23 protein-coding genes are annotated in these 23,550 nt (G+C 70.8%); 13 read left to right on the forward strand and 10 right to left on the reverse strand.

Going from position 1 to position 23,550, the window contains the following annotated elements:
• The first annotated feature begins 37 nt into the window (after window positions 1-37).
• Window positions 38-1,051, forward strand: a complete 1,014-nt coding sequence (locus ACQHIV_RS07220; RefSeq protein ID WP_427892678.1) for a serine hydrolase domain-containing protein — start codon at window positions 38-40, stop codon at window positions 1,049-1,051.
• On the opposite strand, the gene ACQHIV_RS07225 is transcribed toward ACQHIV_RS07220, so the two are convergent.
• Window positions 1,020-2,465, reverse strand: a complete 1,446-nt coding sequence (locus tag ACQHIV_RS07225; RefSeq protein WP_427892679.1) for an alkaline phosphatase PhoX — start codon at window positions 2,463-2,465, stop codon at window positions 1,020-1,022. The two genes, ACQHIV_RS07220 and ACQHIV_RS07225, sit on opposite strands and share 32 nt — an antisense overlap.
• 241 nt (window positions 2,466-2,706) lie before the next feature.
• Between ACQHIV_RS07225 and ACQHIV_RS07230 the strand changes: the two genes are divergently transcribed.
• Complete coding sequence (locus ACQHIV_RS07230; RefSeq protein ID WP_427892680.1) at window positions 2,707-3,012, forward strand: hypothetical protein; 306 nt, start codon at window positions 2,707-2,709, stop codon at window positions 3,010-3,012.
• A gap of 191 nt (window positions 3,013-3,203) precedes the next feature.
• Here ACQHIV_RS07230 and ACQHIV_RS07235 read toward each other — a convergent pair whose 3' ends face one another.
• Window positions 3,204-4,469: a S8 family peptidase gene (locus ACQHIV_RS07235; protein ID WP_427892681.1), complete on the reverse strand. Its 1,266-nt coding sequence runs from the start codon at window positions 4,467-4,469 to the stop codon at window positions 3,204-3,206.
• Window positions 4,470-4,545: 76 nt separating this feature from the next.
• On the opposite strand from ACQHIV_RS07235, the gene ACQHIV_RS07240 reads away from it, so the two are divergent.
• From ACQHIV_RS07240 to ACQHIV_RS07250, 3 genes are all read left to right on the forward strand, one after another.
• A complete protein-coding gene (locus tag ACQHIV_RS07240) occupies window positions 4,546-7,599 on the forward strand; it encodes a CHAT domain-containing protein (RefSeq protein ID WP_427892682.1) in 3,054 nt (1,017 codons plus the stop codon).
• A gap of 70 nt (window positions 7,600-7,669) precedes the next feature.
• Complete coding sequence (locus ACQHIV_RS07245; RefSeq protein WP_427892683.1) at window positions 7,670-8,245, forward strand: RNA polymerase sigma factor; 576 nt, start codon at window positions 7,670-7,672, stop codon at window positions 8,243-8,245.
• Window positions 8,246-8,249: 4 nt separating this feature from the next.
• Complete coding sequence (locus ACQHIV_RS07250) at window positions 8,250-8,711, forward strand: hypothetical protein (RefSeq protein ID WP_427892684.1); 462 nt, start codon at window positions 8,250-8,252, stop codon at window positions 8,709-8,711.
• On the opposite strand, the gene ACQHIV_RS07255 is transcribed toward ACQHIV_RS07250, so the two are convergent.
• The 3 genes from ACQHIV_RS07255 to ACQHIV_RS07265 are packed head-to-tail and all read right to left on the reverse strand — an operon-like array spanning window position 8,708 to window position 11,421.
• A complete protein-coding gene (locus ACQHIV_RS07255; protein ID WP_427892685.1) occupies window positions 8,708-9,130 on the reverse strand; it encodes a VOC family protein in 423 nt (140 codons plus the stop codon). The genes ACQHIV_RS07250 and ACQHIV_RS07255 overlap by 4 nt on opposite strands.
• An 8-nt stretch (window positions 9,131-9,138) precedes the next feature.
• Entirely contained in the window at window positions 9,139-9,960 is an 822-nt protein-coding gene (locus ACQHIV_RS07260) for an IclR family transcriptional regulator domain-containing protein (protein ID WP_427892686.1), read from the reverse strand.
• Between the two features lie 15 nt (window positions 9,961-9,975).
• On the reverse strand, window positions 9,976-11,421 hold the full coding sequence (locus ACQHIV_RS07265; protein ID WP_427892687.1) for an amidohydrolase family protein: 1,446 nt from the start codon (window positions 11,419-11,421) through the stop codon (window positions 9,976-9,978).
• A gap of 163 nt (window positions 11,422-11,584) precedes the next feature.
• On the opposite strand from ACQHIV_RS07265, the gene ACQHIV_RS07270 reads away from it, so the two are divergent.
• From ACQHIV_RS07270 to ACQHIV_RS07290, 5 genes are read left to right on the forward strand one after another with little or no spacing between them, the layout of a single operon-like run.
• Entirely contained in the window at window positions 11,585-12,712 is a 1,128-nt protein-coding gene (locus ACQHIV_RS07270) for a CaiB/BaiF CoA transferase family protein (RefSeq protein WP_427892688.1), read from the forward strand.
• The gene (locus ACQHIV_RS07275) at window positions 12,697-13,476 is read left to right on the forward strand and encodes a citryl-CoA lyase (RefSeq protein WP_427892689.1); all 780 of its coding nucleotides are present in this window, start codon (window positions 12,697-12,699) and stop codon (window positions 13,474-13,476) included. The genes ACQHIV_RS07270 and ACQHIV_RS07275 overlap by 16 nt, the downstream gene beginning before the upstream one ends.
• A gap of 11 nt (window positions 13,477-13,487) precedes the next feature.
• A complete protein-coding gene (locus tag ACQHIV_RS07280; protein WP_427892690.1) occupies window positions 13,488-14,351 on the forward strand; it encodes a hypothetical protein in 864 nt (287 codons plus the stop codon).
• Window positions 14,348-14,707: a hypothetical protein gene (locus ACQHIV_RS07285; RefSeq protein ID WP_427892691.1), complete on the forward strand. Its 360-nt coding sequence runs from the start codon at window positions 14,348-14,350 to the stop codon at window positions 14,705-14,707. Before ACQHIV_RS07280 ends, ACQHIV_RS07285 begins: the two co-directional genes overlap by 4 nt.
• A gap of 9 nt (window positions 14,708-14,716) precedes the next feature.
• Window positions 14,717-15,688, forward strand: coding sequence for a quinone oxidoreductase family protein (locus tag ACQHIV_RS07290; RefSeq protein WP_427892692.1), 972 nt, complete (start codon window positions 14,717-14,719; stop codon window positions 15,686-15,688).
• Here the strand turns inward: ACQHIV_RS07290 and ACQHIV_RS07295 are convergent.
• Both ACQHIV_RS07295 and ACQHIV_RS07300 read right to left on the reverse strand, forming a co-directional pair.
• A complete protein-coding gene (locus ACQHIV_RS07295; protein WP_427892693.1) occupies window positions 15,672-16,412 on the reverse strand; it encodes an ATP-dependent Clp protease proteolytic subunit in 741 nt (246 codons plus the stop codon). The genes ACQHIV_RS07290 and ACQHIV_RS07295 overlap by 17 nt on opposite strands.
• 64 nt (window positions 16,413-16,476) lie before the next feature.
• Complete coding sequence (locus ACQHIV_RS07300; RefSeq protein WP_427892694.1) at window positions 16,477-17,400, reverse strand: nucleoside hydrolase; 924 nt, start codon at window positions 17,398-17,400, stop codon at window positions 16,477-16,479.
• 48 nt (window positions 17,401-17,448) lie between these two features.
• Between ACQHIV_RS07300 and ftsH the strand changes: the two genes are divergently transcribed.
• Window positions 17,449-19,506 (forward strand): ATP-dependent zinc metalloprotease FtsH, encoded by a 2,058-nt coding sequence (gene ftsH, locus ACQHIV_RS07305; RefSeq protein WP_427892695.1) that lies wholly within the window; start codon window positions 17,449-17,451, stop codon window positions 19,504-19,506.
• A gap of 3 nt (window positions 19,507-19,509) precedes the next feature.
• Here the strand turns inward: ftsH and ACQHIV_RS07310 are convergent, their stop codons facing one another.
• Genes ACQHIV_RS07310 through ACQHIV_RS07320 form a run of 3 tightly spaced genes read right to left on the reverse strand, consistent with a single transcriptional unit; the run spans window position 19,510 to window position 21,954 of the window.
• A complete protein-coding gene (locus ACQHIV_RS07310) occupies window positions 19,510-19,938 on the reverse strand; it encodes an organic hydroperoxide resistance protein (RefSeq protein ID WP_427892696.1) in 429 nt (142 codons plus the stop codon).
• A gap of 26 nt (window positions 19,939-19,964) precedes the next feature.
• On the reverse strand, window positions 19,965-21,395 hold the full coding sequence (locus tag ACQHIV_RS07315; RefSeq protein ID WP_427892697.1) for a dihydrolipoyl dehydrogenase family protein: 1,431 nt from the start codon (window positions 21,393-21,395) through the stop codon (window positions 19,965-19,967).
• A 1-nt stretch (window position 21,396) separates the two neighbouring features.
• Entirely contained in the window at window positions 21,397-21,954 is a 558-nt protein-coding gene (locus ACQHIV_RS07320; RefSeq protein WP_427892698.1) for a hypothetical protein, read from the reverse strand.
• Window positions 21,955-22,186: 232 nt separating this feature from the next.
• Between ACQHIV_RS07320 and ACQHIV_RS07325 the strand changes: the two genes are divergently transcribed.
• Both ACQHIV_RS07325 and ACQHIV_RS07330 read left to right on the forward strand, forming a co-directional pair.
• Window positions 22,187-22,843: a hypothetical protein gene (locus ACQHIV_RS07325; RefSeq protein WP_427892699.1), complete on the forward strand. Its 657-nt coding sequence runs from the start codon at window positions 22,187-22,189 to the stop codon at window positions 22,841-22,843.
• Window positions 22,840-23,550 (forward strand): cobalt transporter, encoded by a 711-nt coding sequence (locus ACQHIV_RS07330; protein WP_427892700.1) that lies wholly within the window; start codon window positions 22,840-22,842, stop codon window positions 23,548-23,550. Before ACQHIV_RS07325 ends, ACQHIV_RS07330 begins: the two co-directional genes overlap by 4 nt.

Raw genomic sequence — 23,550 nt, forward strand, 5'->3', positions numbered from 1 at the left:
TGGACCAAGATAAGAACGATCGGTACTATCATGCCTCATGTGGGCACACGTAGCTGAGGCGTTCGAGCGGAACTTCACCGAGTACGGCGAGCCGGGCGCGGCGTTCGCGGCGTACCACCGGGGCGAGCTGGTGGTCGACCTGTGGGGCGGTACGGCGGGCCGCGACACGATCCACCTGATGTTCTCCGGCACGAAGGGGCTGACCGCCGCGTGCGTGCTGCTGCTCGTCCAGCGCGGACAGTTGACGCTGGACGATCCGCTCAGCCGGTACTGGCCCGAGTTCGGTGCCCAGGGCAAGGAATCGGTCACGGTCGCGGAGGTGCTGTCGCACCAGGCGCGGCTGCCGGGCGTGGAGGCGGGGTACGCCGAGCTGCTGGACCACGATGCGATGGCGGCACATCTGGCCGCGCAGGCCCCGGATGCCCACGCCGGGTTCGTCTACCACCCGATTTCCTGGGGCTGGTTGCTGGACGAGCTGGTGCGGCGGGTGGACGGGCGGCCCGTCGGGCGGTTCTTTGCGGAGGAGTTTGCCGCGCCGCTGGAGCTGGAGGTGTGGATCGGGTTGCCGGACGCGCTGCATCACCGGGTGGCGACGATGGTGGCGCCAGAAGGTGTGCTGGTGGAGGGGCCGAACCCGTTGTGGGTGCCGGGTGCGGAGAAGATCTGGAACAGCACCGAATACAGAAGCGCCGGCCTGGCCGCGGTCGGCGGTTATGCGACGGCCCGCGGGATGGCGAAGTTCTACGCGTCCCTGCTCGACCCCGACGGCATCCTGACGCCGAGGACCGTCGAGCTGGGACGGCGTGAGATCCGGCGCGGCCGCGAGATGCGGTACGGCGCCGGCTTCGAGTTGCAGACCGGTGACGGCCGGATGGGCGACGACGCGGACGCGTTCGGGCACGCCGGGGCCGGTGGCTCGCGGCACGGCGCCTGGCCGGGCCGCGAGACCAGCTTCTCCTACCTGATGACCGAAGTACGCAACGCGCCCGACGACCGTCCGGTCAACCTGCTCCGGGCGCTCAGCCGAGGTAGTCGCGCCACGGGCCGGTGATCGCCAGCGTGATGCCCGGCGTCTGGATGTTGACGAACAGCACCTTGCCGTCGGCGGAGAACGACGGACCGGTGAACTCGGAGTCGTTCAGCTGGTTGCGGGCGATGGCGTACGTCGGGCCGCCCGGCGTCGCGCTCAGCACGTGGCTGCTGGCGTTGCCGTCCTCGGCCAGTACCAGCGAGCCCCACGGCGTCACGGTGACGTTGTCCGGGCTGTCGAAGTTGTAGTCGTCGTACTTCGCGTCCGGGCCGAGGTCGGCGGCCGCGTTGTCCGGGAAGTACGTGACCAGCTGGATCGTCTCGGTCTTGTAGTTGTAGAACCAGACCATGCCGTCGTGCGGGACCGCGTCCTTGGGCAGGTCCGACGTACCGGACTCGGCGTACGAGTTCACGACGTACACGCCGTCCTCGGTGCCGAAGACGCCCTCGAACTTCTTGCCGCGGGTGATCTGGCCGTCGGTGAACTGCTTGCGCACCGAGGTGGTCGCGCCGTCGCGGTCCGGCACCGGCACCCACTTCACCCGGAACGGGCGGAGCAGCTGCGCGGAGGTCAGGTACGCCACGTCCGGGATCGGCTTGCCGTCGTCACCGAGGATCGCGAGCGCCTCGAGCGTGCCGAAGTCCTTGTTCTGCAGGTCCTGCCAGCTGTGCGGGCCGAGCTTGTAGCCGCGCGGGCCCGACCAGCGGTAGAAGGACCCGTTCGGGCCGGAGGCGTCCTCGGACAGGTAGACGTGGGTCCGGTCGGCGTCGATCGCGAGCGCCTCGTGGGCGTACCGGCCGAGCGCCTTCAGCGGCACCGGGTGCGCGGTCTTGCCGTCGCCCCAGACCTCGAAGACGTACCCGTGGTCCTTCAGCCGGGTGGTGCCGTTGGCCTTGTTCTCGGTCTCCTCGCAGGTCATCCAGGTGCCCCACGGGGTCGGGCCGCCGGCGCAGTTCGTCAGCGTGCCGGAGATGCCGACCCACTCGCCGAGGTTCGTGCCGTCCTTGTCGACGTCGATCACCGTGCAGCCGCCGGCCGCGCCGACGCCGGTGTCGTAGACGGTGCCCTCGATCTGCGGTACGCCGAGCGCGTCGTTGCCGCCGATCTCGTGGTTCTGGATCAGCTGGTACCGGCCGCGGTCGCCGGCGAACACCGCCGTACCGTCGTGCAGCGTCGGCGTCGGGTGGCCGCTCTTCAGCTTGGTCTCGCCGGCCTTGGTGACGATCTTGTACTTGAACCCGGCCGGCAGCGCGAGGATGCCCTTCGGGTCGTCGAGCAGCGGCGGGAAGGGCCGGTGCTGCGGGAACGGCCCGTGGCCGGGGTGCGACGCGGGGGTGGCCTCGGCCAGCGTCGGCACGGCGCCGACAGTGGTGAAGCCGACGCCGGCGGCGCCGGCAGCGGCGCCGCGGAGGACGGAACGGCGGTCGACAGACATGGTGTGACTCCTTGGAATGACGGTTCCCGAGATCTGGATCCTTCCGGCCGTTGGCTGACAAGCGGCAAACATCAGGTGAACTGCTCTCAGCCAACTCTCAGTTGAGCCACTGCAACGAACCGTCACCGGGCGGCGTCTAGGGTGAGAGGTGATCATGATGCGCGAGGCGCTGACCGTGGTGGCTGTGGCCGTGCTGCTGGTTGCGTGCGGCAATGAATCGACGACTGGAGGACAACCGTCCATGACGCCGAGCACGAGTAGCAGTTCCGGGCCCGCGAGCCCCGGCGGCGGTCCCGCCGCGCAGGCCACGGCCGATCTGGCCAAGCGGCTGGGCGTCGACGCCGCCGCCGTGAAGGTGGTCAGTTCGACCGAGGTGACCTGGCCGGACGGCAGCCTCGGCTGCCCGGAACCGGGGATGATGTACACCCAGATGCTGGTACCGGGGAACCGGACGATCCTCGAGGTCGGCGGGAAGCAGTACGCGTACCACTCCAGCGCCTCCCGGGCGCCGTTCCTTTGTGAGCATCCGAAGCCACCCGCACGGTGAAAACTTTCCACACAATCGGGTGTATCAATCCGCGCCGAGGGCGACTCCGCAGCAGTGTGGGGGGACGCCCTCGGCCGTTGCAGGGGGGAGAGCGGCGCAGGGCGGCGTAGAGGGGGAGGCTGACGCGGTGCGGGGAGTCCGGGCGGTCAGGCCGGAGGTCCGCACCGCGTCGGCGCGCGTCGGCGCGCGTCTCAGAGCGAGGCGAGCGCGTCGCCGGCCTGGAGGACCGGGCCGGTTCCGGGAGCCGGCTGGGTGCGGGCGAACGCGAGCAGCGCGGCGGCTGCCTGTACGGCGTTCTCGCCGGTGACGGACATCCGCCCCGCGATCAGCCCGGCGACCAGCGGTGTCGCGAACGACGTACCGCTCCAGCGCGCCATGCCTTCGAACTCGCGGAGTTCGCCCGCGTGTGGCGGTTCGGTGCACTGGTACTCGCCGGTGAGGAACGCGTTCACCAGGTCCGACCCGGGTGCGTAAACGTCGACCCAGCCGCCGAAGTTGCTGAACGACGCCCGGTCGCGCCCGTTGTCCGCGAGCGCACCGACCCCGACCGTCTCCGGGAACGCGGCCGGCCAGAAGTAGTCCCGGGTCGCCTCGTTGCCCGCGGCAGCGACCAGAGCCAGGCCGTTGATCCGGTCGAGCCTGGTCTTGATGAACACGTCCAGCCCGAGCGGCGGCAGGTTGAAGCGGGTCCGCGTACCGGCCGACAGGCTGATGACGTCCGGCGCCAGGTCGAGTACCTCGTCCAGCGCCTGCGCGAGATCGAACTCCCACATCGCCCCGGCCGTGGTGAAGTAGCTCTTCACGACGATCTCCACATTGCGCGCGACCGCCCGCATCACCCCGGCGATGAACGTGCCGTGCCCGGCGTACGGACGGATCCGCCCGGAGCCGTCGAACGCGTTCTCCGGGTCGCCGGTCACCCCGCCCAGCCAGTACGCCGCGGGCGCGTCCGACCAGCCGACATCGAGTACGACGACCTTCACACCACGGCCGTCGGCGGCGCCCGCGGGCAGGAACGGCGTCGGCAGCACCGGGTCCGGCGGACTGCCCGGCGGTACTTCCTCCGGCTCGGTGGCCGGGCACGGGCTGACGCTCGGGCACACGTAGAACAGGTGTTCCGGCGTTACCACGCCGCGCCCGAGACGCAGGTCGGCGTACCGCAGGAATCGTTGGGTGTACGAACGGTCCTCCGGCGCGTCCGGCGGTACCTCGTCGGGCAGCAGCAGCCGGGTGACGCCGCCGATCCCGCCCTCGGCCGGACGGCCGCCGCGGAACAGTTCGATCACCCGCGGGACGTCCTCGTCGCGGACCAGTACCACGCCGGTGCGGTACAGGTAGTCGGCCCCCTCCGGCCGCTTCTCCCAGTCCGGCGGGAAGATCTCGACCTCTTTGCCGTACGCCGCCAGAATCAATTCGAGCTGCGCGACGTACTTTCGCTCATTCGTTTGATCCACCATTTTCCGTTTCCTCCCCTGGATCAATCTGCGGCCGTATCATTTCAGAATGCCGGTGGCCGGGGGGAGTGCCGCGGCGGTGGAAAATCTACTGCCGCTCGCGTTGTCGCGTCCGCACGACGCGATCGCCGCGGCGCGGACAGTGCTGGCCGATTCGCCGCCGGCCGTCGCCGCCTCGATCGCGCACCAGGCCTGGGGGATCGGGCTGCGGCAGCTCGGCGAGGTGCCGCCGGCGGTCCGGCAGTTGCGCACCGCGCTGCGGCTGGCCGAGCAGTCCGGGCGGTCGGAGCGGGAGGCGGATGTCCTTGCCACGTTGGGCGCAACGCTCGGCCGGGCGGGGCGGAGCCGCGAGGGGCTGGCCCGGCTGGACCGGGCGGTGGACCTCAGCCGCGGCGCGCTGACGGGGCGGGTGCTGCTGCGGCGGGCCGACGTACTGCTCGTGCTCGGCCGGCACCGGGAGGCGCTCGACGACCTGCGGGCCGCGATCACCCGGCTGCGGCGGTCCGGCGACCAGGTCTGGGAGGCGCGGTCGCGGAACTATCGCGGATTCATCCAACTGGCGTTGGGCGGGACGAAGCGGGCGGACGCGGATTTCGCGGTCGCGGAGAAGTTGTACGCCGCCGCGGGGCAGGAGTTCGAGTACGCCGAGGCGCGGGGAAACCGGGGGCTGGTCGCGTACGCGCGGGGGGATCTGCCGGCCGCGCTGCGGTACCTGGACGAGGCGGGACGGCGGTTCGCGGCGGTCGGCGTGAGCTGGCCGGACCTCGCGATCGACCGGTGCGGCGTACTGCTGGCCGCCGGGTTGAGCGCGGAGGCGCTGGCCGAGATGGATCAGGCGATCGGAGCTGGGGGCGGTACGGCGACGAAGCGGGGCGAGCTGTTGTTCGCGGCGGCGACGGCCGCGCTGGCGGCGGGGGATCCGGCCGGGGCACAGGAGCGAGCGGAGCGGGCGCGGCGGCTGTTCTCGGCGCAGCGGCGGGAGTGGTGGTCGGTGCGGTCGTCGATGGTGGTGCTGGAGGCGCGGTACCAGGCGGGTGAGCGCGGGGAGGCGTTGCTTCGGCGGGTGACCGAGGTGGCGCGGCGGCTCGATGCGGTGGGTGCTTCGGAGGCGACGGCGGCGCATCTGCTGGCTGGGCGGTTGGCGTTGGCTGCTGGGCGGACGGTGGCGGCGGATCGACAGCTGGCGTTGGCGGGGCAGCACAGCAAGGACGCGCCGCCGATCGCGCGGAGTGCGGCGTGGCTGGGGAAGGCGTTGCGGGCCGAGGCGCGGGGCGACGTACGGGCGATGTTGTCGGCGTGTGGTCGTGGGTTGGATGCGTTGGACGAGCATCGGCTGACGATGGGCGCGACCGAGTTGCGGGCGTTGGCGACCGGGCAGGGCGCCGAGTTGGCTGAGCTGGCGTTGCGGGATGCGTTGCGGCGCGACGATCCGCGGCGGTTGCTGGTGTGGGCCGAGCGGTGGCGGGCGACGACGTTGGGCGTTCCACCGGTCCGGCCGTCCGACGATGGTCAGCTGGCCGGGGAGCTCGCCGCGTTGCGGGACGTCGTACGGCGGTTGGACGCGGCACCGGATCCGTTGCTGGAGAAAGAACGGCGGCGACTGGAGAAGACGGTGCGGGACCGTACGTTGCGCGCGCAGGGTGGGGCGCGGGACGGGGCGCTGCTGCCGTTCGACGTCGACGAACTGATCGACGCACTGGGCGAAACGGTGCTCGTAGAACTGCTAGACATCGGCGGGACACTCCACGCACTGGTCCTCCGCGACGGCAACATCACCCACCACGAGGTAGGCTCCCTCACCACCGCCGCCCTCGAAGCAGAACGCACCCGCTTCCACCTCCGCCGCCTCGCCCACACCCGCCCCCCAACCCCGATACCCACCCCCCACACGCCCACCGCTGCACCCGAGGGGTTCCCGCCCGCCGCTCGACCCGAGGGGTTCCCATACCCCGGTCCGGCCGAGGGGTTTCCGCACGCCGGTCCGGCCGAGGGGTTTCCACCCACCGCTCCGTCCGATGGGTTCCCGCCCACCGCTTCACCGGATGGGTTTCCACCCACCGCTCCACCCACGGGGTTGCCGGACGTTGGTTCGCCTGCGGGGTTTCCAGACGCCTCCCCGGTCGCGGGGCTCCCACACGCTCGGCCGCTGGTGGGATTTCCACACCCCTCTGCGCTCGGAGGGGTGGTGGACGGGACGGCGGTTGGCCGGCGGCAGCCGGCGGGTGGGGAGGGTGAGCCGGGCGCGCCGCGTCCCGCGGGTGGCGAGGGTGCACCGCGTCCCGCGGGTGGCGAGGGTGCACCGCGTCCCGCGGGTGCGGCGGGTGGGGAGGGTGGGCCGCGTCCTGCGGGTGCAGGTGGGAGCGGGGGTTATCGCGGGCCGTCGTTCGAGGTGTTGGGGAGGCGGTTGGCGGACGCGGTGTTGGGGAGTGCGCGGGAGCTGATCGGGGATCGGGCGGTGGTGGTGGTGCCGCCGGGGCGGTTGCAGGCGTTGCCTTGGGGGTTGGTGCTGGGGGAGCGGGCGGTGAACGTGGTGCCTTCGGCGGCGGTGTGGTTGCGGGCTCGGGAGGTGCGGGCGCCGGCCGAGCGGCGGGTGGTGCTGGTGCTGGGGCCGGGGTTGCCGGCGGCGCGTGGTGAGGTGCTGCGGCTGGCGGCGCAGTACCCGGACGCGACCGTGCTCGCGGACGGCGACGCGACGGCGGAGAGCGTACTGCGGGCCCTCGACGGCGCGTGGATCGCGCATATCGCGGCGCACGGCACGTTCCGCGCGGACAGCCCGCTGTTCTCGTCACTGCGGCTCGACGACGGACCGCTGACCGTGTACGACTTCGAGCGCCTGCGCCGGGCGCCGTACCGGATGGTCTTGTCCAGCTGCGATTCCGGGCTCGCGAAGCCGGTCGGCGCGGACGAGCTGCTCGGGTTGAGCAGCAGCCTGATCCCGCTCGGCGCGGCCGGCATCCTCGCGAGCGTCGTACCGGTGAACGACCCGGCGACCGCGCCGCTGATGCTCGCCGTCCACGAGAACCTGCGGGCCGGCCAATCGTTGGCGGAGGCCTTCGCGGCAGCCCGGCAGAGGATCGGGAACGACCCGGTCGCGGAGGCGGCGGGGCGATCGTTCGTCGCACTCGGGGCGTGATGTATCAGCAGTCGGCCGGAGCGCTCTGTACCAGTAAGAGCAGAGTGGTCCGGCGGAGAGGGGGGACGGCATGCGGGACGATCCGACGGTCGTCGACCTGGTCGCCAGGGCCAGGGACGGCGAGAAGAACGCGTGGGACGAGCTGGTGCAGCGGTACGCGCCGCTGGTCTACTCGATCTGCCGGCGGTACCGGCTGGCGCAGCCCGACATCGACGACGTCGGGCAGAGCGTGTGGCTGCGGCTGGTCGAGCACCTGCCCGGCCTGCGCGAGCCGGCCGCGTTGCCGGGCTGGATCGCGACCACGACGCAGCGCGAGTGCTTCCGGCTGATCCGGGCCGGCAGTCGTGTCGAACCGGTCGACCTGGCGGCCTCCACCGACGTACCGGAGCAGGCGATCGCGGAGGAAGAGGTACTGCGGCACGAGCGTGGCGCGATCCTGCGGACCGCGTTCGGTGAGCTGTCCCGCCGGTGCCAGCTGCTGCTGTCGCTGCTCATGCAGGACCCGCCGGCGCCGTACGACGAGATCAGCCGGCGACTGGAACTACCGATCGGCAGCATCGGCCCGAACCGGGCGCGCTGCCTGACCCGGCTGCGGCAGACACCGGCCCTGGCGATGCTCGCGGCCGACGACGGATCAAGGGGGTGAGATCGTGATCGACCCGGACTGGAACGACGACGAGAAACTGATCGAGGCGTTGCGGGTGGCGTTCGCCGACGCGGACGACGTACCGGCGGCGTTCGTCGAGGCCGGCAAGGCGGCGTTCGCGTGGCGGACCATCGACGCCGAGCTGGCGGCGCTCACCTACGACTCGGCGCTGCACCCGCCGGCCGCGCTCGCGGTCCGCTCCGAGAGTGCGGTACTGCGGTCGATGACGTTCGCGTCGGACGGCTGGACGGTGGAGCTGGAGCTCACTCCGGACGCCGTCCTCGGGCAACTCGACCCACCCGAGGACGGCTCGGTCACCGCCCGCGGCGACGGCGGCACACTGGCCACCGCGGACATCGACGAACTCGGCTTCTTCGTCCTCGGCCCGCCGCCGACCGTCCCGTACCGCCTGGTCTGCTCCACCCGCTCGGGCATCACCATCCTCACCGGCTGGATCACCCCCTAGGTTGCGAACACCTGCGAGTCGTCCGCGAACGCCTTGAACTCGAGGGCGTTCCCGGCCGGGTCGTGGAAGAACATCGTCCACTGCTCGCCGGTCTGCCCCTGGAACCGGACGTACGGCTCGATCACGAACTCGGTGCCGGCCGCCGTGAGCCGCTGCGCGAACTGCTGGAACTCCTCGACGGCGAGGATCAGCCCGAAGTGAGGCACCGGTACGTCGTGCCCGTCGACCGGGTTGTGGATCCGCTGCGCGCGCTCGGGCGCGAGGTGCGTGACGAACTGGTGACCGTGCAGGTTCCAGTCGATCCAGGTCTCGGAGCTGCGACCCTGCGCGAGCCCGAGAACCTCACCGTAGAAGCGCCGCGCCGCGTCCAGATCGTCGACCGGCATCGCGAGATGGAAGCGAGGAATGGATTCAGTCATCGCACCATTCAAGCAGTCGTCTCGTCCCGCAGTTCGATCTCCACGTGTGGCCGCGACTGCCACAACGCCCACTCCGCGCTGACGTCCCCAGCGGTGCGCAGCAGCAACGGCAGATGGTCCTGCAGCAGCGTGTCGACCGTCGTCTCCGCCGCATGCACGGTCACGTTCATCGCGGCCCGGACGGTGCCGGTCCCGTCGCGGACCGGCGCCGCGACCGACCGAACTCCCGGCGCGAGTTCCTCGTCCGCCAACGCCCAGCCGCGCGCCCGGATCTCGGTCAGCTCGTCCCGCAGCTGCTCACCACTTCGCCCGATGTACGGCGGAAGCCCCGCCCGGCTCGGCTGCGCCAGTACGTCCGCCAACTCGTCGGGGGAGAGCGCCGACAGCAACACCTTCCCCTGGGAGGTCTGTACGGCAGGGAACCGGGTGCCGATGTCGACCCGCAGCGCGATCAGCTTCGGTACCGACACGCGCGCGACGTACACGATGTCGGACCCGTCGAGCTGCGCCATCGACGACGACTCGCCGGTGCGGGCGACGAGCGCCTCCAGGTGCGGTCGCGCGATGTCCCACAGGCCGAGTGAACCGACGTACGCCATCCCGAGCGTGAGCACCTTCGGCGTCAGCTGGAACGCGCCGTCCGCGGTCCGCACGAAGCCGAGCTCCTCCAGCGTCAGCAGCAGCCGGCGCGCGGTCGGCCGGGCGAGACCGGCGGCCGCCGCGACCTCAGACAGCGACATCGTGCGGTGGCCGGCGTCGAAGCAGGCGAGCACGTCCAGTCCGCGCGCCAGCGCCTCGACGAAGTCCGGTCCGGTTCCGCGGCCTGCCATCTGTCCTCCTGCTGTCTACGGTTCACCGAAGATGGTGCCACGCGCTTCGCGGGTCGAGTCGGACTTGTAGTCCGTGTACTGGTACGGGTTGTCCAGCACCTCGCCCTCCGGCAGCTCCGGGTTCATCCCGCTCTTCCACGCCTCCTCGCCGAGCGCCGACCGCAGGTGTTCCACGGTCGCGTCGACTTCCCGGCGTACGGCGGACAGGTCGCAACCGACCAGCTTGTGGTCCTGCTTCACCACGCGACCGTCGACGATGACCGTGTGTACGTCGCCGCGCTGCGCCTGGAACGCGACGTGGCCGTAGGGATTGAGGAGCGGGAACGAGACCGGTGAGGCGTCGTTCTTGATCAGCACGACGTCGGCCTTCTTACCTGGTTCGAGGCTGCCGAGGTCGTCGCGGCCGAGAGCCTTCGCGCCGCCGCGGGTCGCCCAGTCGACAACGTGCTCGGCGCGGAGATGGCTGTGCGTCACGGTGGCACCCTTCAGATGCGCCTCCAGGTGCTCCCGGGCGCGGTCGGCGCCGAGCGTACTGCGCATCGCGCTGAACAGGTCGCCGCTCCACCACACGCTGGTGTCCATCGAGAGCGACACCGGGATGTTGTGCCGCCGGACCTGCCAGGTGGGCGGATACCCCTGGCCGGCGCTCTGCTCGGACTCGGTGGAGACCGAGATTGAGCCGCCGGTCGCAGCGATCCGCTGGTACGAGTCAGTGGTCAGCGTCGCCGAGTGGACGTAGATGTTCTTCGGCGTCATGAACTCGTTCTCGTGCATGAGCCGGATGCCGTTGTCGTTCGTCGCGCCCCAGACGCCGGCGTGCGTGGTGACCGGCAGGTCGAGTTCGCGGGCCACCTCGAACGCGGCCCGCTCCGGGAACTCCGGGTCTCCGGTGACGTCGAAGGCCAGCTGCAGCCCGAGCCGCCCGTCGTCGCGCAGCCGCTCGAGGAACGCCCGTACGGCGGGGTCCGCGGTCCACTCCCACGGCCCGGCCTGGATGTTGCCGTAGGCAAGCACGAACCGCCCGGGTACGGCGCGCAGCGCGTCCATGGCGGCCTCGGCGTGCTCGACGCTCTGCAGGCCGTGCGACCAGTCGACGGTGGTGGTCACGCCCGCCTCGAGGGACTCCCAGGCCGACGTCAGGTTGCCGGCGTGCACGTCCTCGGGGCGGAAGGTCCTGCCGTGCTCGAGGTAGTACCAGACGAAGTACTGCGTGAGCGTCCAGTCGGCGCCGTACGCGCGCATCGCGGTCTGCCACATGTGCCGGTGGGTGTCGATCATCCCGGGCATCACGATGCCGCCGGTCGCGTCGATCACCTGAGTGCCCTCGGGGACGGCGAGGTTCGGGCCGACCTCGGCGACCTGATCGCCGGCGATCAGCACGTCCGCGCTCGGCAGCACCGTGTGCCGGTCGTCCATCGTCAGGACCGTGCCGCCCCGCAAGACGATCGGTGCTGTGCTCATGAGTCCCCTCCAGAAGTAGCCGGACAGACGTCCGTATGACGGTCATCGGGGCGATGAGGCTCACTCTCTGCCGCCCTGCGAGTGCTGTCAAGAGGTCTTGACGGCAGACTTTCGCGCTGCCGAGACTGATTGCGGACAGATGTCCGTGAATCCTGGAGGTTGCGTGAAGGGACCGTTGTCCGGGTTGCTGGTGGCCGACTTCTCGCGGATCCTCGCGGGGCCGTACGCGACCATGCTGCTCGCCGATCTGGGCGCCGACGTGATCAAGGTCGAGGCGCCCGGCGGTGACGACACCCGGTCCTGGCAGCCACCGGTCCGCGACGGCGTCTCGACGTACTACCTCGCGGTGAACCGGAACAAGCGGTCGATCGCGCTCGACCTGAAGAACGCCGAGGACCTGGCGGTGGCCCACGAGCTGGCCCGGCGGGCCGACGTACTGGTGGAGAACTTCCGGCCGGGCGGGCTGGCGCGGTTCGGGCTCGACTACCAGGCCGTTGCCGAGGGCAACCCGCGGCTGGTCTACGCGTCGATCAGCGGGTTCGGGTCCGGGCCGCGGGGTGCGGAGCTGCCCGGGTACGACCTGATCGTGCAGGCGATCTCCGGGCTGATGAGCCTGACCGGCGATCCGGGCGGCGAGCCGTTCCGGGCCGGGATCTCGGTGTTCGACGTGATGGCCGGGCTGCACGCGACCATCGGCGTACTGTCGGCGCTGCACCAGCGGGCGGACAGCGGCCGCGGTCAGCACGTCGAGGTGAACCTGTTGTCGTCGGCGCTGTCCGGGCTGGTGAACCAGTCGAGCGCGTACGTCGCGGGCGGCGTGGTGCCGGAGCGGATGGGGAACAGCCACCCGAGCCTGTTCCCGTACGAGCCGCTGCCCTGCGCCGACGGGGACCTGATCATCACGGCCGGGAACAACGGGCAGTTCCGCAGGCTGGTCGAGGTGCTCGGCGTACCGGAACTGGCCGACGACCCACGCTTCGACCGGAACGAGCAGCGTACGGCGAACCGCGACGAGCTCCGGCCACTATTGGTGGAGCGGCTGCGGACCCGGACCCGGATGGAGTGGTTCCAGGACATCATCGCGGCCGGTGTCCCGTGCGGCCCGATCAACACGGTGGCGGGCGGGGTGGCGTTCGCGGAGGACATCGGCCTGGACCCGGTGGTGACCGCGGGCGGCATCCCCGGGGTCCGCAACCCGATCACGTTCTCGGACAGCGCGGCGTCGTACCGGCTGCCGCCGCCGTCCCTCGACGAACACGGAGGTGAGCTGCGCAAGTGGCTGACGGACTGAGTTTCCCCACGTCATTGGGTACGTCGACGGCCGACGAGATCCGGCTGCTCGGCCAGGACCTCACGGCCGACCTGATGGGCAAGGTCGGCTTCGGCGAACTCGCCTTCTGGCTGGTCGCGATGCGGCGCCCGACCCCGTCCGAGACCCGCGTCTTCGAAGCCGTCCTGGTAGCCCTCGCCGACCACGGCTTCACCCCGACGGCCATCGCCGCCCGCCTCACCTACCTGTCCGCCCCCGACTCCCTCCAAGGCGCCCTGGCGGCCGGCCTCCTGGGCGGCGGCTCCCGTTTCCTGGGCGTCACCGAAGACTGCGCCCAGTTCCTGCACGCCGCGCTCCCGGACCCCGTGCCGACCGGTGACTCCGACTGGGACACCCTCGCTCTGCAACTCGTCCGACAGTCCCGGGCGAACGGAACGTTCATCCCTGGGTTGGGGCATCCGGTGCACAAGGTCGAAGATCCGCGCACGCCGGTTCTGATCGGGATCGCCCGTGAGGAAGGTCTGGAGGGACCGCATCTCAAACTGTTCCAGGCTGTCGGGCGAATGCACGAGCAGGTCCTCGGGCGCCGACTTCCTCTGAACGGTGCGGGGGTGTGTGGCGCGGCGCTGGCCGATCTGGGGTTGCCGGTCGAGCTGTTGCGGGGGTATGCGCTGCTTGCGCGGGCGGCGGGGTTGCTGGGGCAGTTGGCCGAGGAGCGCCGGCGTCCGATCGGGATGGACGCCTACCTGACGATCGATCGCAACGCCGAGTACGTCGAGCCGTAAAGGAGCACCAGATGGCCACCGTCGCCGCGGTGATCGCGTCCACCCACCATCCGTTCTACTACCGCGCGAGCACCGCGACCGGTGCCGGCCGGCCGCCGTTCGCGGACGAGTGGGTGGCGAAGATCGAGGCGTTCCGGGAGACCCTGACGAAGGCCCGCCCGGACATCCTGGTGATGGTCGGCAGCGACCACTTCCACCAGTTGTGGCTGGACAACATGCCGCAGTTCCTGGTCGGCAAGGCGCCGTACTTCGACGCGAACTGGTACAACGAGGAACGCGAGTTCGGGCTGCCCCGGATGCGGCTGACCGGTGACGAGCAGCTCGCCGGACACATCCTGCGCAACGGCCTGGACGCCGGCTTCGACCTTGCCTTCAGCAACGAACTGCGGATCGACCACAGCATCACCTGCCCGATCATCACGCTCCGTCCGGACGCGGACCTGCCGATCGTACCGATCTACACGAACATCTTCGCGCCGCCGCTGCCGCGCCCGGGGCGGTTCGTCGAGCTCGGCCGGACGATCCGGCAACTGGTCGAGTCCTGGCCGATCGACAAGCGGGTCGCGATCATCGGGACCGGGCATTTGTCCCTGGAGCTGGGCGGGCCGCGGCAGTTCGGCGCGCACGGTCCGGACCCCGAGTTCGACCGCAAGGCCGTCGAGTGGATCGCGGGCGGCGACATCGAGGGCTGCCTGTCCGAGGTGACGCTGGACAGCCTGCACCTGCCCGGGAACGCGACGCACGGGTTCATGGACTTCATGCTGATGATGGGCGTCGCCGGGGCCGGCGCGAAGGCGGACCACGTGGACTCGCTGGACCTGTTCCACACCATGGAGGCGTACTTCACCTGGTACCCGAACGGAGTGCCGGCATGAGCAGGTACCTGCTGAACAAGTTCCTCTACACGGTCGATCGCGACCCGGACCTCGTCGAGCGCTACCGGGCAGATCCCGCCGGGACGGTGACCTGGTGGGAGGCGGAGATCGCCAATCAGCTGCTCAACTGTGCGGTGCCGGAGAAGTCGACCTGGCAGTCGTTCACCGCGGACGAGCGGAAGGCCCTGCGGGAGCACGACCACGTGGCGCTGTTCGAGCTGGGCGCGCATCCGTTCCTCACGCTGACGCTGTTCATCGCGATGTTCGAGCGTGACCACGGCCCACTCGAGTACCAGAAGGCCTACGGTCACGCCCTCCGGCACCATTCGCTACCGTATCCGGACATCGCGACCTGAGGAGACGCTGTGCGAGCCGCAGTCCTGCACACCCACGGTGAACCGCCAACGCAGGCGGAACACCCCGACCCGGTCGCGGGCGCGGGCCGGTCCATCGTCCGGGTGACGGCCGCGCCGATCGTGCCGCTGGATCTGCTGTGTGCTTCCGGTACGTCGTACTTCGGGGCGCCGGCGCTGCCGTACGTGCCCGGTGTGCAGGGCGTCGGCGTGGTGGAGGAGTCCGCGACGGTCGCGCCAGGGACGCGGGTGTTCTTCGCGACGTCCGCCGGGATGGCTCCGGGCGACGGCAGCCTCGCCGAGCGGGCCGCCGTACCGGATGGCGACCTGGTGGCGCTCGAGCCGGGCGCGGACGATGCGGCGGTGGCGGCGATCGGGTTGTCCGGGGTCGCCGGGTGGATGACGTTGACGTTGCGGGCCCGGCTGCAGGCGGGGGAGCGGGTGCTGGTGCTCGGGGGCGGTGGCGCGGTCGGGCAGGTGGCGATCGGGGCGGCGCGGGTGCTCGGGGCGGGGCGTGTGGTGGCCGTCGTACGGTCGGATGCCTCGCGGGCGCGGGCGGTGGATGCCGGGGCGCACGAGGTGGTTGCCTTGAGCACCGATGTGGACGAGTTGACGGCGCGGCTCGGCGGGCCGTACGACGTGGTGATCGATCCGGTGTTCGGGGTGGCGGCGACGGCTGCGTCGCGGGTGCTGGCGGAGGGCGGGCGGCTGGTGAACCTGGGCGGGTCGTCGGGAGACGAGGCGGTGTTCTCGTCGGCGGTACTGCGGAGCAAGTCGGCGAGCGTGCTCGGGTATACGAACAACGCGCTGACGGCGGAGCAGCGGCAGGATGCGCTGACCGCCGTACTGCAGCATGCCGCGGCCGGTGCGATCAGAGTCGCGCACGAGACTGTCACGCTCGCGAACGTCGCGTCGGCGTGGGAGCGCCAGGCGGCAGGCAAGACCTCCGGCCGCCTGGTGCTGACACTCAGAGGAGATCGGTGATCAGGCCGTAGGTCTGCGCCTCCTCGGCGGAGAGGACTCGGCCGGTGGTCAGGTCCTCGGTGACCTCGTCGGGGGTGCGGCCGGTTGCCTGGGTGACGAGGTCACGGAGGCGGGCGAGTTCGCGGTCGTGCTGGGAGGCGAGGGCGGCGAGTTCGTCGGCGGTGCCGTTCGCGGTGAACGGCGGAACCGAGAGTACGAACATCGTGTGCTTGTGGGCCTGGCGTCGCGCGGCGGCCGCGAGTACGGCGACCGCGGGACCGCGGACGGTGCCGCGGGCAACGACGTGCACCGGTGCGCGGATCAGGTCGATCGCCGCGGCGACCGAGAGCGCGGCGTCCAGCTCGGAGTAGGCGGCCGACAGGTGGATGGTCACCGGTTCGTTGCCCCCGGCATCCAGCAGCAGCAACTGCGCCGCCACATGCTCCGCCAGTCCGTCGTCCAGCCGCCCGCCGACCAGGATCACCCGCTCCGCGAGCAACCGGTCAGCCAGCTCCCGCTCCACGTTCACCGACACCGGCTCGTACCAGGCCGGCAAAATCGGCTGCGGCGCAGCCGGCCCTTCCGGCTTCGCCGGCACCCCAGGCCCCGGCACCTCCGGCCAAGGTCGTCCCGGCACGTCACCGCGCGGCCGGCCCACCGCCGGACGGGTGGCGGTAGCGGGCGCGGCGGAGCGCGGCGGTGGGCCCAGCCGGGGCTGCGGGGCAGTCTGCTTCTCGACGTACATGGTGTTCTCCTTCGACTGCTCCAGCCTGGGGGAGGGGAGCTTCGGGGAGAAGGGTGTTCCGCTGTCAGCAGACGGAGATCGCGGTGAGGAGCCTGTCCCAGAAGGCATCGCGGTCCAGGTCCACGGCAATCCGTACGTTGGGCGGGCGACCCGTGTAGCCGTCGAGGTCGACCACGGTCGCGCCGGCGGTCCACCGGCCCTCGGTTTCGACGACCAGGTTGGCCTCGACACACCGGACGATCGCAGGATCGATCACCCGGGCGACAGCAACCGGATCGTGCAGCGGCGGGTGCTCGAAACCGAACAGCTCCCGGTACGTCGACGCGAAGAACGTCATCCACTCCCCGCACACGTCCGCCAGCGGCGTGCCGATCCGCGCCAGCCGAGCCAGGACGTCATCCGTGACCAGCGCCTGATGCGTGACATTGAGCCCGCACATCGTGAACGGGATCCCGGACCGTACGACGACATCCGCCGCCTCCGGGTCGACGTACGCGTTCGCCTCCGCCAGCGGCTGGATGTTGCCGCGGTCCGTCGAGCCGCCCATCCACACGATCTCGGTGATGTTCGCCGCCGCCTCAGGCGCCTCCGTGAGCAGCCGCGCGAGGTTCGTCAGCGCGCCGGTCGCCACGACCGTCGCCGGTTCCCGCAGTACGTCGACCAGCAACTCGTGCGCCCGTAACGGCGACTCCGGCACCGAAGGCTCACCGGTGAACGTAGGCCCGTCCAACCCCGTCCCACCGTGTACGTCGTCCGCGATCCGCAACGGCCGCACCAACGGCCGGTCGGCGCCCCGCGCGACCGGAACCGACGAGACCCCGGCCAGCGACAGCACCCGCCGAGCGTTGAGCGTGCACTTGTCGACGGTCTGGTTTCCGGCAACCGTTGTCACGGCGCGCAAGTCGACGGTGGGATCCGCGACCGCGAGCAGAATCGCCAGCGCGTCGTCGTGCCCGGGGTCGCAGTCGAGGATCAGCGGCGTAACCATGCGTCAGCCTACTGTGTCGAGGTTGCCGAAGGTCCTATGTTGGGCACCATGAGCGAGAAGGAACCGCCGGCCAAGGACCAGGCCTCCGAGCCGAACGGCGCGGACCCGAGTGCCGACCGGAGCGCCGATCGGGGTGGCGACCGGAAGGACGACAGGTCGTCGCGGGCGCCGCACAAGCCGTGGCGGACCGAGGGGCTGCCGGCCGGGCACGGGGACGACGACAAGCCGCGCCGGCCGCGGTGGTGGAAGTGGGCCGCGTGGATCATCGGCGGCTACCTCGTCCTGTTCCTGCTCACCACCATGCAGGACCAGCTGGCCGGTGGCGAGCAGACGATCGCGTACACCGACTTCGCCGCGCAGGTGCAGAAGCAGAACGTCGCGGAGGTCTTCGCCCAGGGCGACACGATCCAGGGGCGGCTGAAGCAGGCGGCGGACGTGCCGGGTAAGAGCGGGTCGACGTACACGAAGTTCACCACCGAGCGCCCGACGTTCGCGAACGACAACCTGTACGGCGAACTGCAGAAGGGCGGCGCCACGGTCCGGGCGACGCCGGTGGTCGCGCAGCGCGGCGTGCTGTGGAACCTGCTGATCTCGCTCGGCCCGTTCATCCTGATCGCAGCGTTCTACTTCTGGCTGTTCCGGCGGAGCCGGGCCGGCGGCGGTCTCGGCGGGCTGCTCGGTGGCGGCGGGCAGCAGAAGAAGCCGGTCGACCCGAGCACGGTGCGGGTGACGTTCGCGGACGTCGCCGGGATCGACGAGGTCGAGGCCGAGATCGAGGAGGTCGTCGACTACCTGAAGGATCCCGGCAAGTACCGGCGGCTGGGCGCGCGGGCGCCGAAGGGCGTGCTGCTCGCGGGTGCGCCCGGTACCGGCAAGACGCTGCTGGCGCGGGCGACCGCGGGCGAGGCCGGCGTACCGTTCTTCTCCGCGAGCGCCTCGGAGTTCATCGAGATGATCGTGGGCGTCGGCGCGAGCCGGGTGCGGGAGCTGTTCGGCGAGGCGCGGAAGGTGGCGCCGGCGATCATCTTCATCGACGAGATCGACACGATCGGCCGGGCCCGGGGCGGCGCGCGGTCGGTCGGCGGGCACGACGAGGGCGAGCAGACGCTGAACCAGATCCTCACCGAGATGGACGGCTTCTCCGGGACCGAGGGCGTCGTCGTGCTGGCCGCCACGAACCGGGCCGACGTACTCGATCCGGCACTGCTCCGGCCGGGGCGGTTCGACCGGACGATCACCGTGCACGCGCCGGACCAGCCGGGGCGCGAGGCGATCCTCAAGGTGCACGCGCGCGGCAAGCCGCTGGCGCCGGACGCGGACCTGGGCGCGCTGTCGCGGTCCACGCCCGGGATGACCGGAGCGGACCTCGCGAACCTGCTGAACGAGGCGGCGCTCGCGGCGGCCCGGCAGGGCGAGTCGCAGATCACCATGCGGGACCTGACGGACGCGCTGGAGAAGATCCAGCTCGGTACGGCGCGGAACGTCGTCATGCCGGCGGACGAGCGCCGGCGGACGGCGTACCACGAAGGCGGGCACGCGCTGCTCGGGATGATCCAGAAGGGCGCGGACCCGGTGCGGAAGGTGTCGATCATCCCGCGCGGGCGGGCGCTCGGCGTGACGCTGTCGACGCCGGAGTCCGACCGGTACGGGTACGACGTGGAGTACCTGCGCGGCCGGATCATCGGCGCACTCGGCGGGATGGCCGCCGAGCAGGAGGTGCTCGGCGTGGTCACCACCGGAGCGGAGAGCGACCTCGAGACGGCGACCCGGATCGCGCGCTCGATGGTCGGCCGCTGGGGCATGTCCGAGGCGATCGGCCCGGTCTCGGTACTGCCCGCGGAGGGCGACGCCCGGATGGCCGGCGTCTCGGACGAACTGCTGAACAAGGTGGACGCGGAGGTACGGCGACTGATCGACGCGTGCTACGCCGAAGCCCGCCGCCTGCTCCGCGAGCACCGCCCCCAACTGGACTCGATCGCCGGCCAGCTCCTCGAACACGAAACCCTCGACGAGGCCGACGCGTACGCCGCGGCCGGCATCGCCCGCCCGTCCCGGCCCGAGCTGCCCCAAGTGGCAGCTCAGACCGCCCAGCGGGACGACGCTTAGACCTCAGGCGACGGTGGCGTCGACGGTGACGGGGATGTTGCCGCGGGTGGCGTTGGAGTACGGGCAGACCGTATGCGCGGCCGCGACGAGCGCGTCGGCTGCTGCCTGGTCGACGCCGGCGAGCTCCACGTGCAGGGCGGCGGCGAGGCTGTAGCCGCCCTGTTCGGTGGGAACCACGCTGATCTCGGCGACCACGGCCGAATCGGTGAACGTGACCTTCTGCGCCGCCGCCACAGCCTTCAACGCGGAGTGGAAGCAGCTCGCCCACCCGGCCGCGAAGAGCTGCTCGGGGTTGGTGGCGCCGCCGGGTCCGCCCATCTCCGGCGGGACGGCGAGCTTGACATCGACCAGGCCGTCGCTGCTGACGGCCCGGCCTCCCGCGCGGCCGTCCCCGGTCGAGGTGGCGATGGCGGTGTAGAGGGAGTCGGACATGGTCGTGCTCGCTTTCTGTTGTTGGGTTACCGGCCGTCGGTCTCGAGGAGCCGGAGCCAGATTTCGCTGATGGTCGGGTAGGCGGGAACGGCGTGCCAGAGGCGGTCCAGCGGGACCTCGCCGGTGATCGCGATCGTTGCCGCATGCAATAGTTCGGCGACGTCGGGCCCCACGGCGGTGAAGCCGAGCAGGACATTGCGGTTCTCGTCGATAACCATCCGCGCCTGCCCGCGGTAGTTGTCGGCATGCAGCGCGGCACCGGAGACCGCGCCCAGGTCGTAGTCGATGACGCGGACCTTCAGCCCGGCCTCGGCGGCGGCTTCGGCGGACAGGCCGACGGCGGCGACCTCGGGATCGGTGAAGATCACCTGCGTGACGGCGCGCTCGTCGGCGATGGCCGCATGGCGTCCCCACGGACTGAGGTCGACCTGCTCACCGCGGGCGCGCGCGGCGATCGCGTCGCCCAGCGCGCGAGCCTGGTACTTGCCGTGATGCGTCAGCATCGCCCGCTTGTTCACGTCGCCCGCGGCGTACAGCCAACCGACAGGGCTGCCGGCGTCGTCCACCACACCGAGACCATCGTCGACGGGCAGCCAGCTTCCGGGGACGAGGCCGACCTGGTCCAGTCCGAGGTCCTTGGTGTTGGGCGTCCGTCCGGCGGCGACCAGAAGCTCGTCGGCGTCGACGGTCTGCCCGTCGGAGAGGGTCAGGTGCACCACACCGGATTCGTCACGCCGTACGTCGGTGGCCTCGACGTCCAGGTGGAGCGACGCTCCCGCCGTACGGAGAGCATCGGCGACGTACTCGCCGGCGAAGGGCTCCACGGTGGGCAGCAGCCGGGTCTGGGACACGAGCGTCACCTGCGAGCCGAGGGCGCTGAACGCGGTCGCCATCTCGGATCCGACGACCCCGCCGCCGATGACCGCCAACCGCTTCGGGATGGTGCGGACGGCGGCGGCCTCTCGGCTCGTCCACGGTGCCACCTCCGCCAGACCTTTGATGGGCGGCAGGTAAGCGCTGCTGCCGGTGGAGATCACCACGGCGTGTCGCGCCTGTACGGCGGTCGTCGTACCGTCGGCGTGGGTGACGGTGACGGTACGGGTGCCGGTGATGCGGCCGTGCCCGCGGAGCAACGTGATCCCGGCCTGGTTCAGCCAGTCGACCTGACCGGAGTCGTTCCAGTTCGAGGTGAACCGGTCGCGCCGGGCCAGGACCAGGGCTGGGTCGAGGGCGCCGGTCACGGCCTGGCCGGCGGCCGGCAGGGCGCGCGCGGCGCGGAGGGCGGCGGCGTCCCGGAGCAGGGCCTTGGTCGGCATGCAGGCCCAGTACGAGCATTCGCCGCCGACGAGTTCGCGTTCCACGATCACCGCGGTCAGGCCGCCCCGCACGACCCGGTCGGCGACGTTCTCGCCGACGGGGCCGGCGCCGATGACGACGACATCGACGTCGACTGGCATGTCAGTTCACCTTCCCGGCAAGGCGGTGCAGGCGGATCGCGGAGATCAGGAAGAAGACGCCGCCGAGGATCGCGTACCCGGCCACGGTGGTCAGCGACGGGTCCGGCTTGCCCGCCATCAGGACGAAGCTGCCGCCGGCCAGCACCGAGATGCCGCCGCTGAGGATCATCGGCCACTGGCCGCCGAGCCGGTACCGCTGGATCGCGAGAACCAGCTGGACGATGCCCGCGGTGATCGCCCACGCGCCCCAGACCCGCAGTACGGCGGGGATCCCGGAGGCGGCCGCGATCGCCAGCCCGATGGTGGCGAGCAGGCTCAGGCCCATGTTGACGTAGAGCGGCGACCTCTGCCGGGTGCTGCCCGACGTACGGAAGTCGATCACGGCAGCGGCGACGTCGAACAGCGGGTAGATCACCAGCAGCACGCCAGCCGCCGGGTTGATGCTCTTGGCGATCGCCATCGTCAGCACCGCCCAGACGACGGCGAACCCGAACCGGGTGAAGTAGAGGGTCCGCAACGCCTTGGTGCTCGCGGCGGCGGTTTCGAGTGAGGTGGACATCAGGTGCTGCTCCCGATTGAAGGTAGATAGAACGATCGGTACAGCACTGAGCTTGCAGGATGGTGCCGAACGTTGTCAAGACCGATCGTTCTATCTCGTTCCAATCGTTCACTTAGCGGCTTTCTGAGAGCTACCTGAGAAGGGCTGCTTGTTGCCTGGGTGTTGGCAGAGTCCGGCGCGGTTGCGTGTGGCGCGTGTCTTGGGGGACCGCGAGTACTCGGAGCGCTGACGCTTGGGCAGGTTCTGGCTGGTCCTGTCGGCCGTGGGGTTGCTGTCGCTGGCCGGGGTCACGCCGGCGGCGGCGCATCCGTTCGGAGATCCGCAGACGGTGGCGATCGACGCCGAAGGTTCCGTCGTCCATGTGCGGTGGAAGGTCGGTGGGCTGGACGACCTGACATTGCTGGGAGTCGCGCTCGGGGTGCTGCCGCAGGACCGGGTGATGCTGGACGGCGCGGTGATCTACCAGCCGTCCGACGGTACGGCGATGGCGCCGTCGCCGAAGCTCGGTGAGTACCTGCTGCGGCGGATCAGCGTCGCGACCCGGGGCAAGGACTGCCCGGGTTCGGTGCGGCCGGTGAGCGATCTGGCGAAGGCCGGTGTATCCATCGACTACACGTGTCCCGGGGCGGTCGGCGCGGTCGACGTGACGGTGAAGACGCTGACCGATCTGAACCCGGCGTACAAGACGCTGGCCACCGGGCCGAACGGGGCGCGGGCCGTGTACGGCGAGGGATCCGAACAGCACGAGTGGACACTCGGCGCCGAACAACACCTCGGCCGAAGCGCGGCGACCCAACTCGGCGCAGTCGGAGCCGCAGCCGCCGGCGTGGCCCTCCTGACCACCGCGGGCATCCTCGCCGCACGACGTTCGAGGAGGCGAGCTGCGTGAGCTTTGCTGATCAGCTTGAGGGTTTCCTTCATTCCGAGGGGATCCCGCCGGTTGCTTTTGTCCTGGCATTCGCGGCTGGGGCGGGGCATGCGGTGATGCCGGGGCACGGGAAGAGTTTGGCGGCGGCCTACCTGGTGGGGGAGCGGGGGAGGGTAAGGGACGCTGCCTGGCTGGGTGGGTCGGTCGCTGTCATGCATACGTTGTCGGTGCTTGTTGTCGCGGTCGCATGGACGTTCTTGTCGCTTTCGAATGTCGTACGGATGGAGCAGCTCACCGGTTTCCTCCAACTGATCGGTGGGTTGCTGGTGGTCGCTACCGGTGTTTGGTTGGGTTGGCGGCGGCGCTATCGCGGGCATGGACATGGGCACGGGCATGGGCATGGGCATTCGCGGCCTGGGCTGGTTCTGCTGGGGGTTTCCGGCGGACTGACACCTTCGCCGTCGGCGTTTCTCGTGCTCGTCGCGGGGCTGTTCCTCGGGCGGGGCGGGTTCGCGTTGCTGCTGGTGATCACGTTCGGGGTCGGGATGGCCGTCGTACTGTTCGGCGTCGGGCTGCTGGCTGTTGCCGGGAGCAACGTCGTGGTGCGTGGCGGCCGTTGGCACCACGTGTTGTACGTCGCGACCCGGGTCGCGCCGCTGCTCGCCGCTGCCGGTATCACGCTGGCCGGCGTCGTGATGACGGCGTACGCCGTCGCACAGCTCCTCTGA

This window comes from Kribbella polygonati (assembly GCF_050320105.1).
Classification (GTDB): Bacteria; Actinomycetota; Actinomycetes; order Propionibacteriales; family Kribbellaceae; genus Kribbella.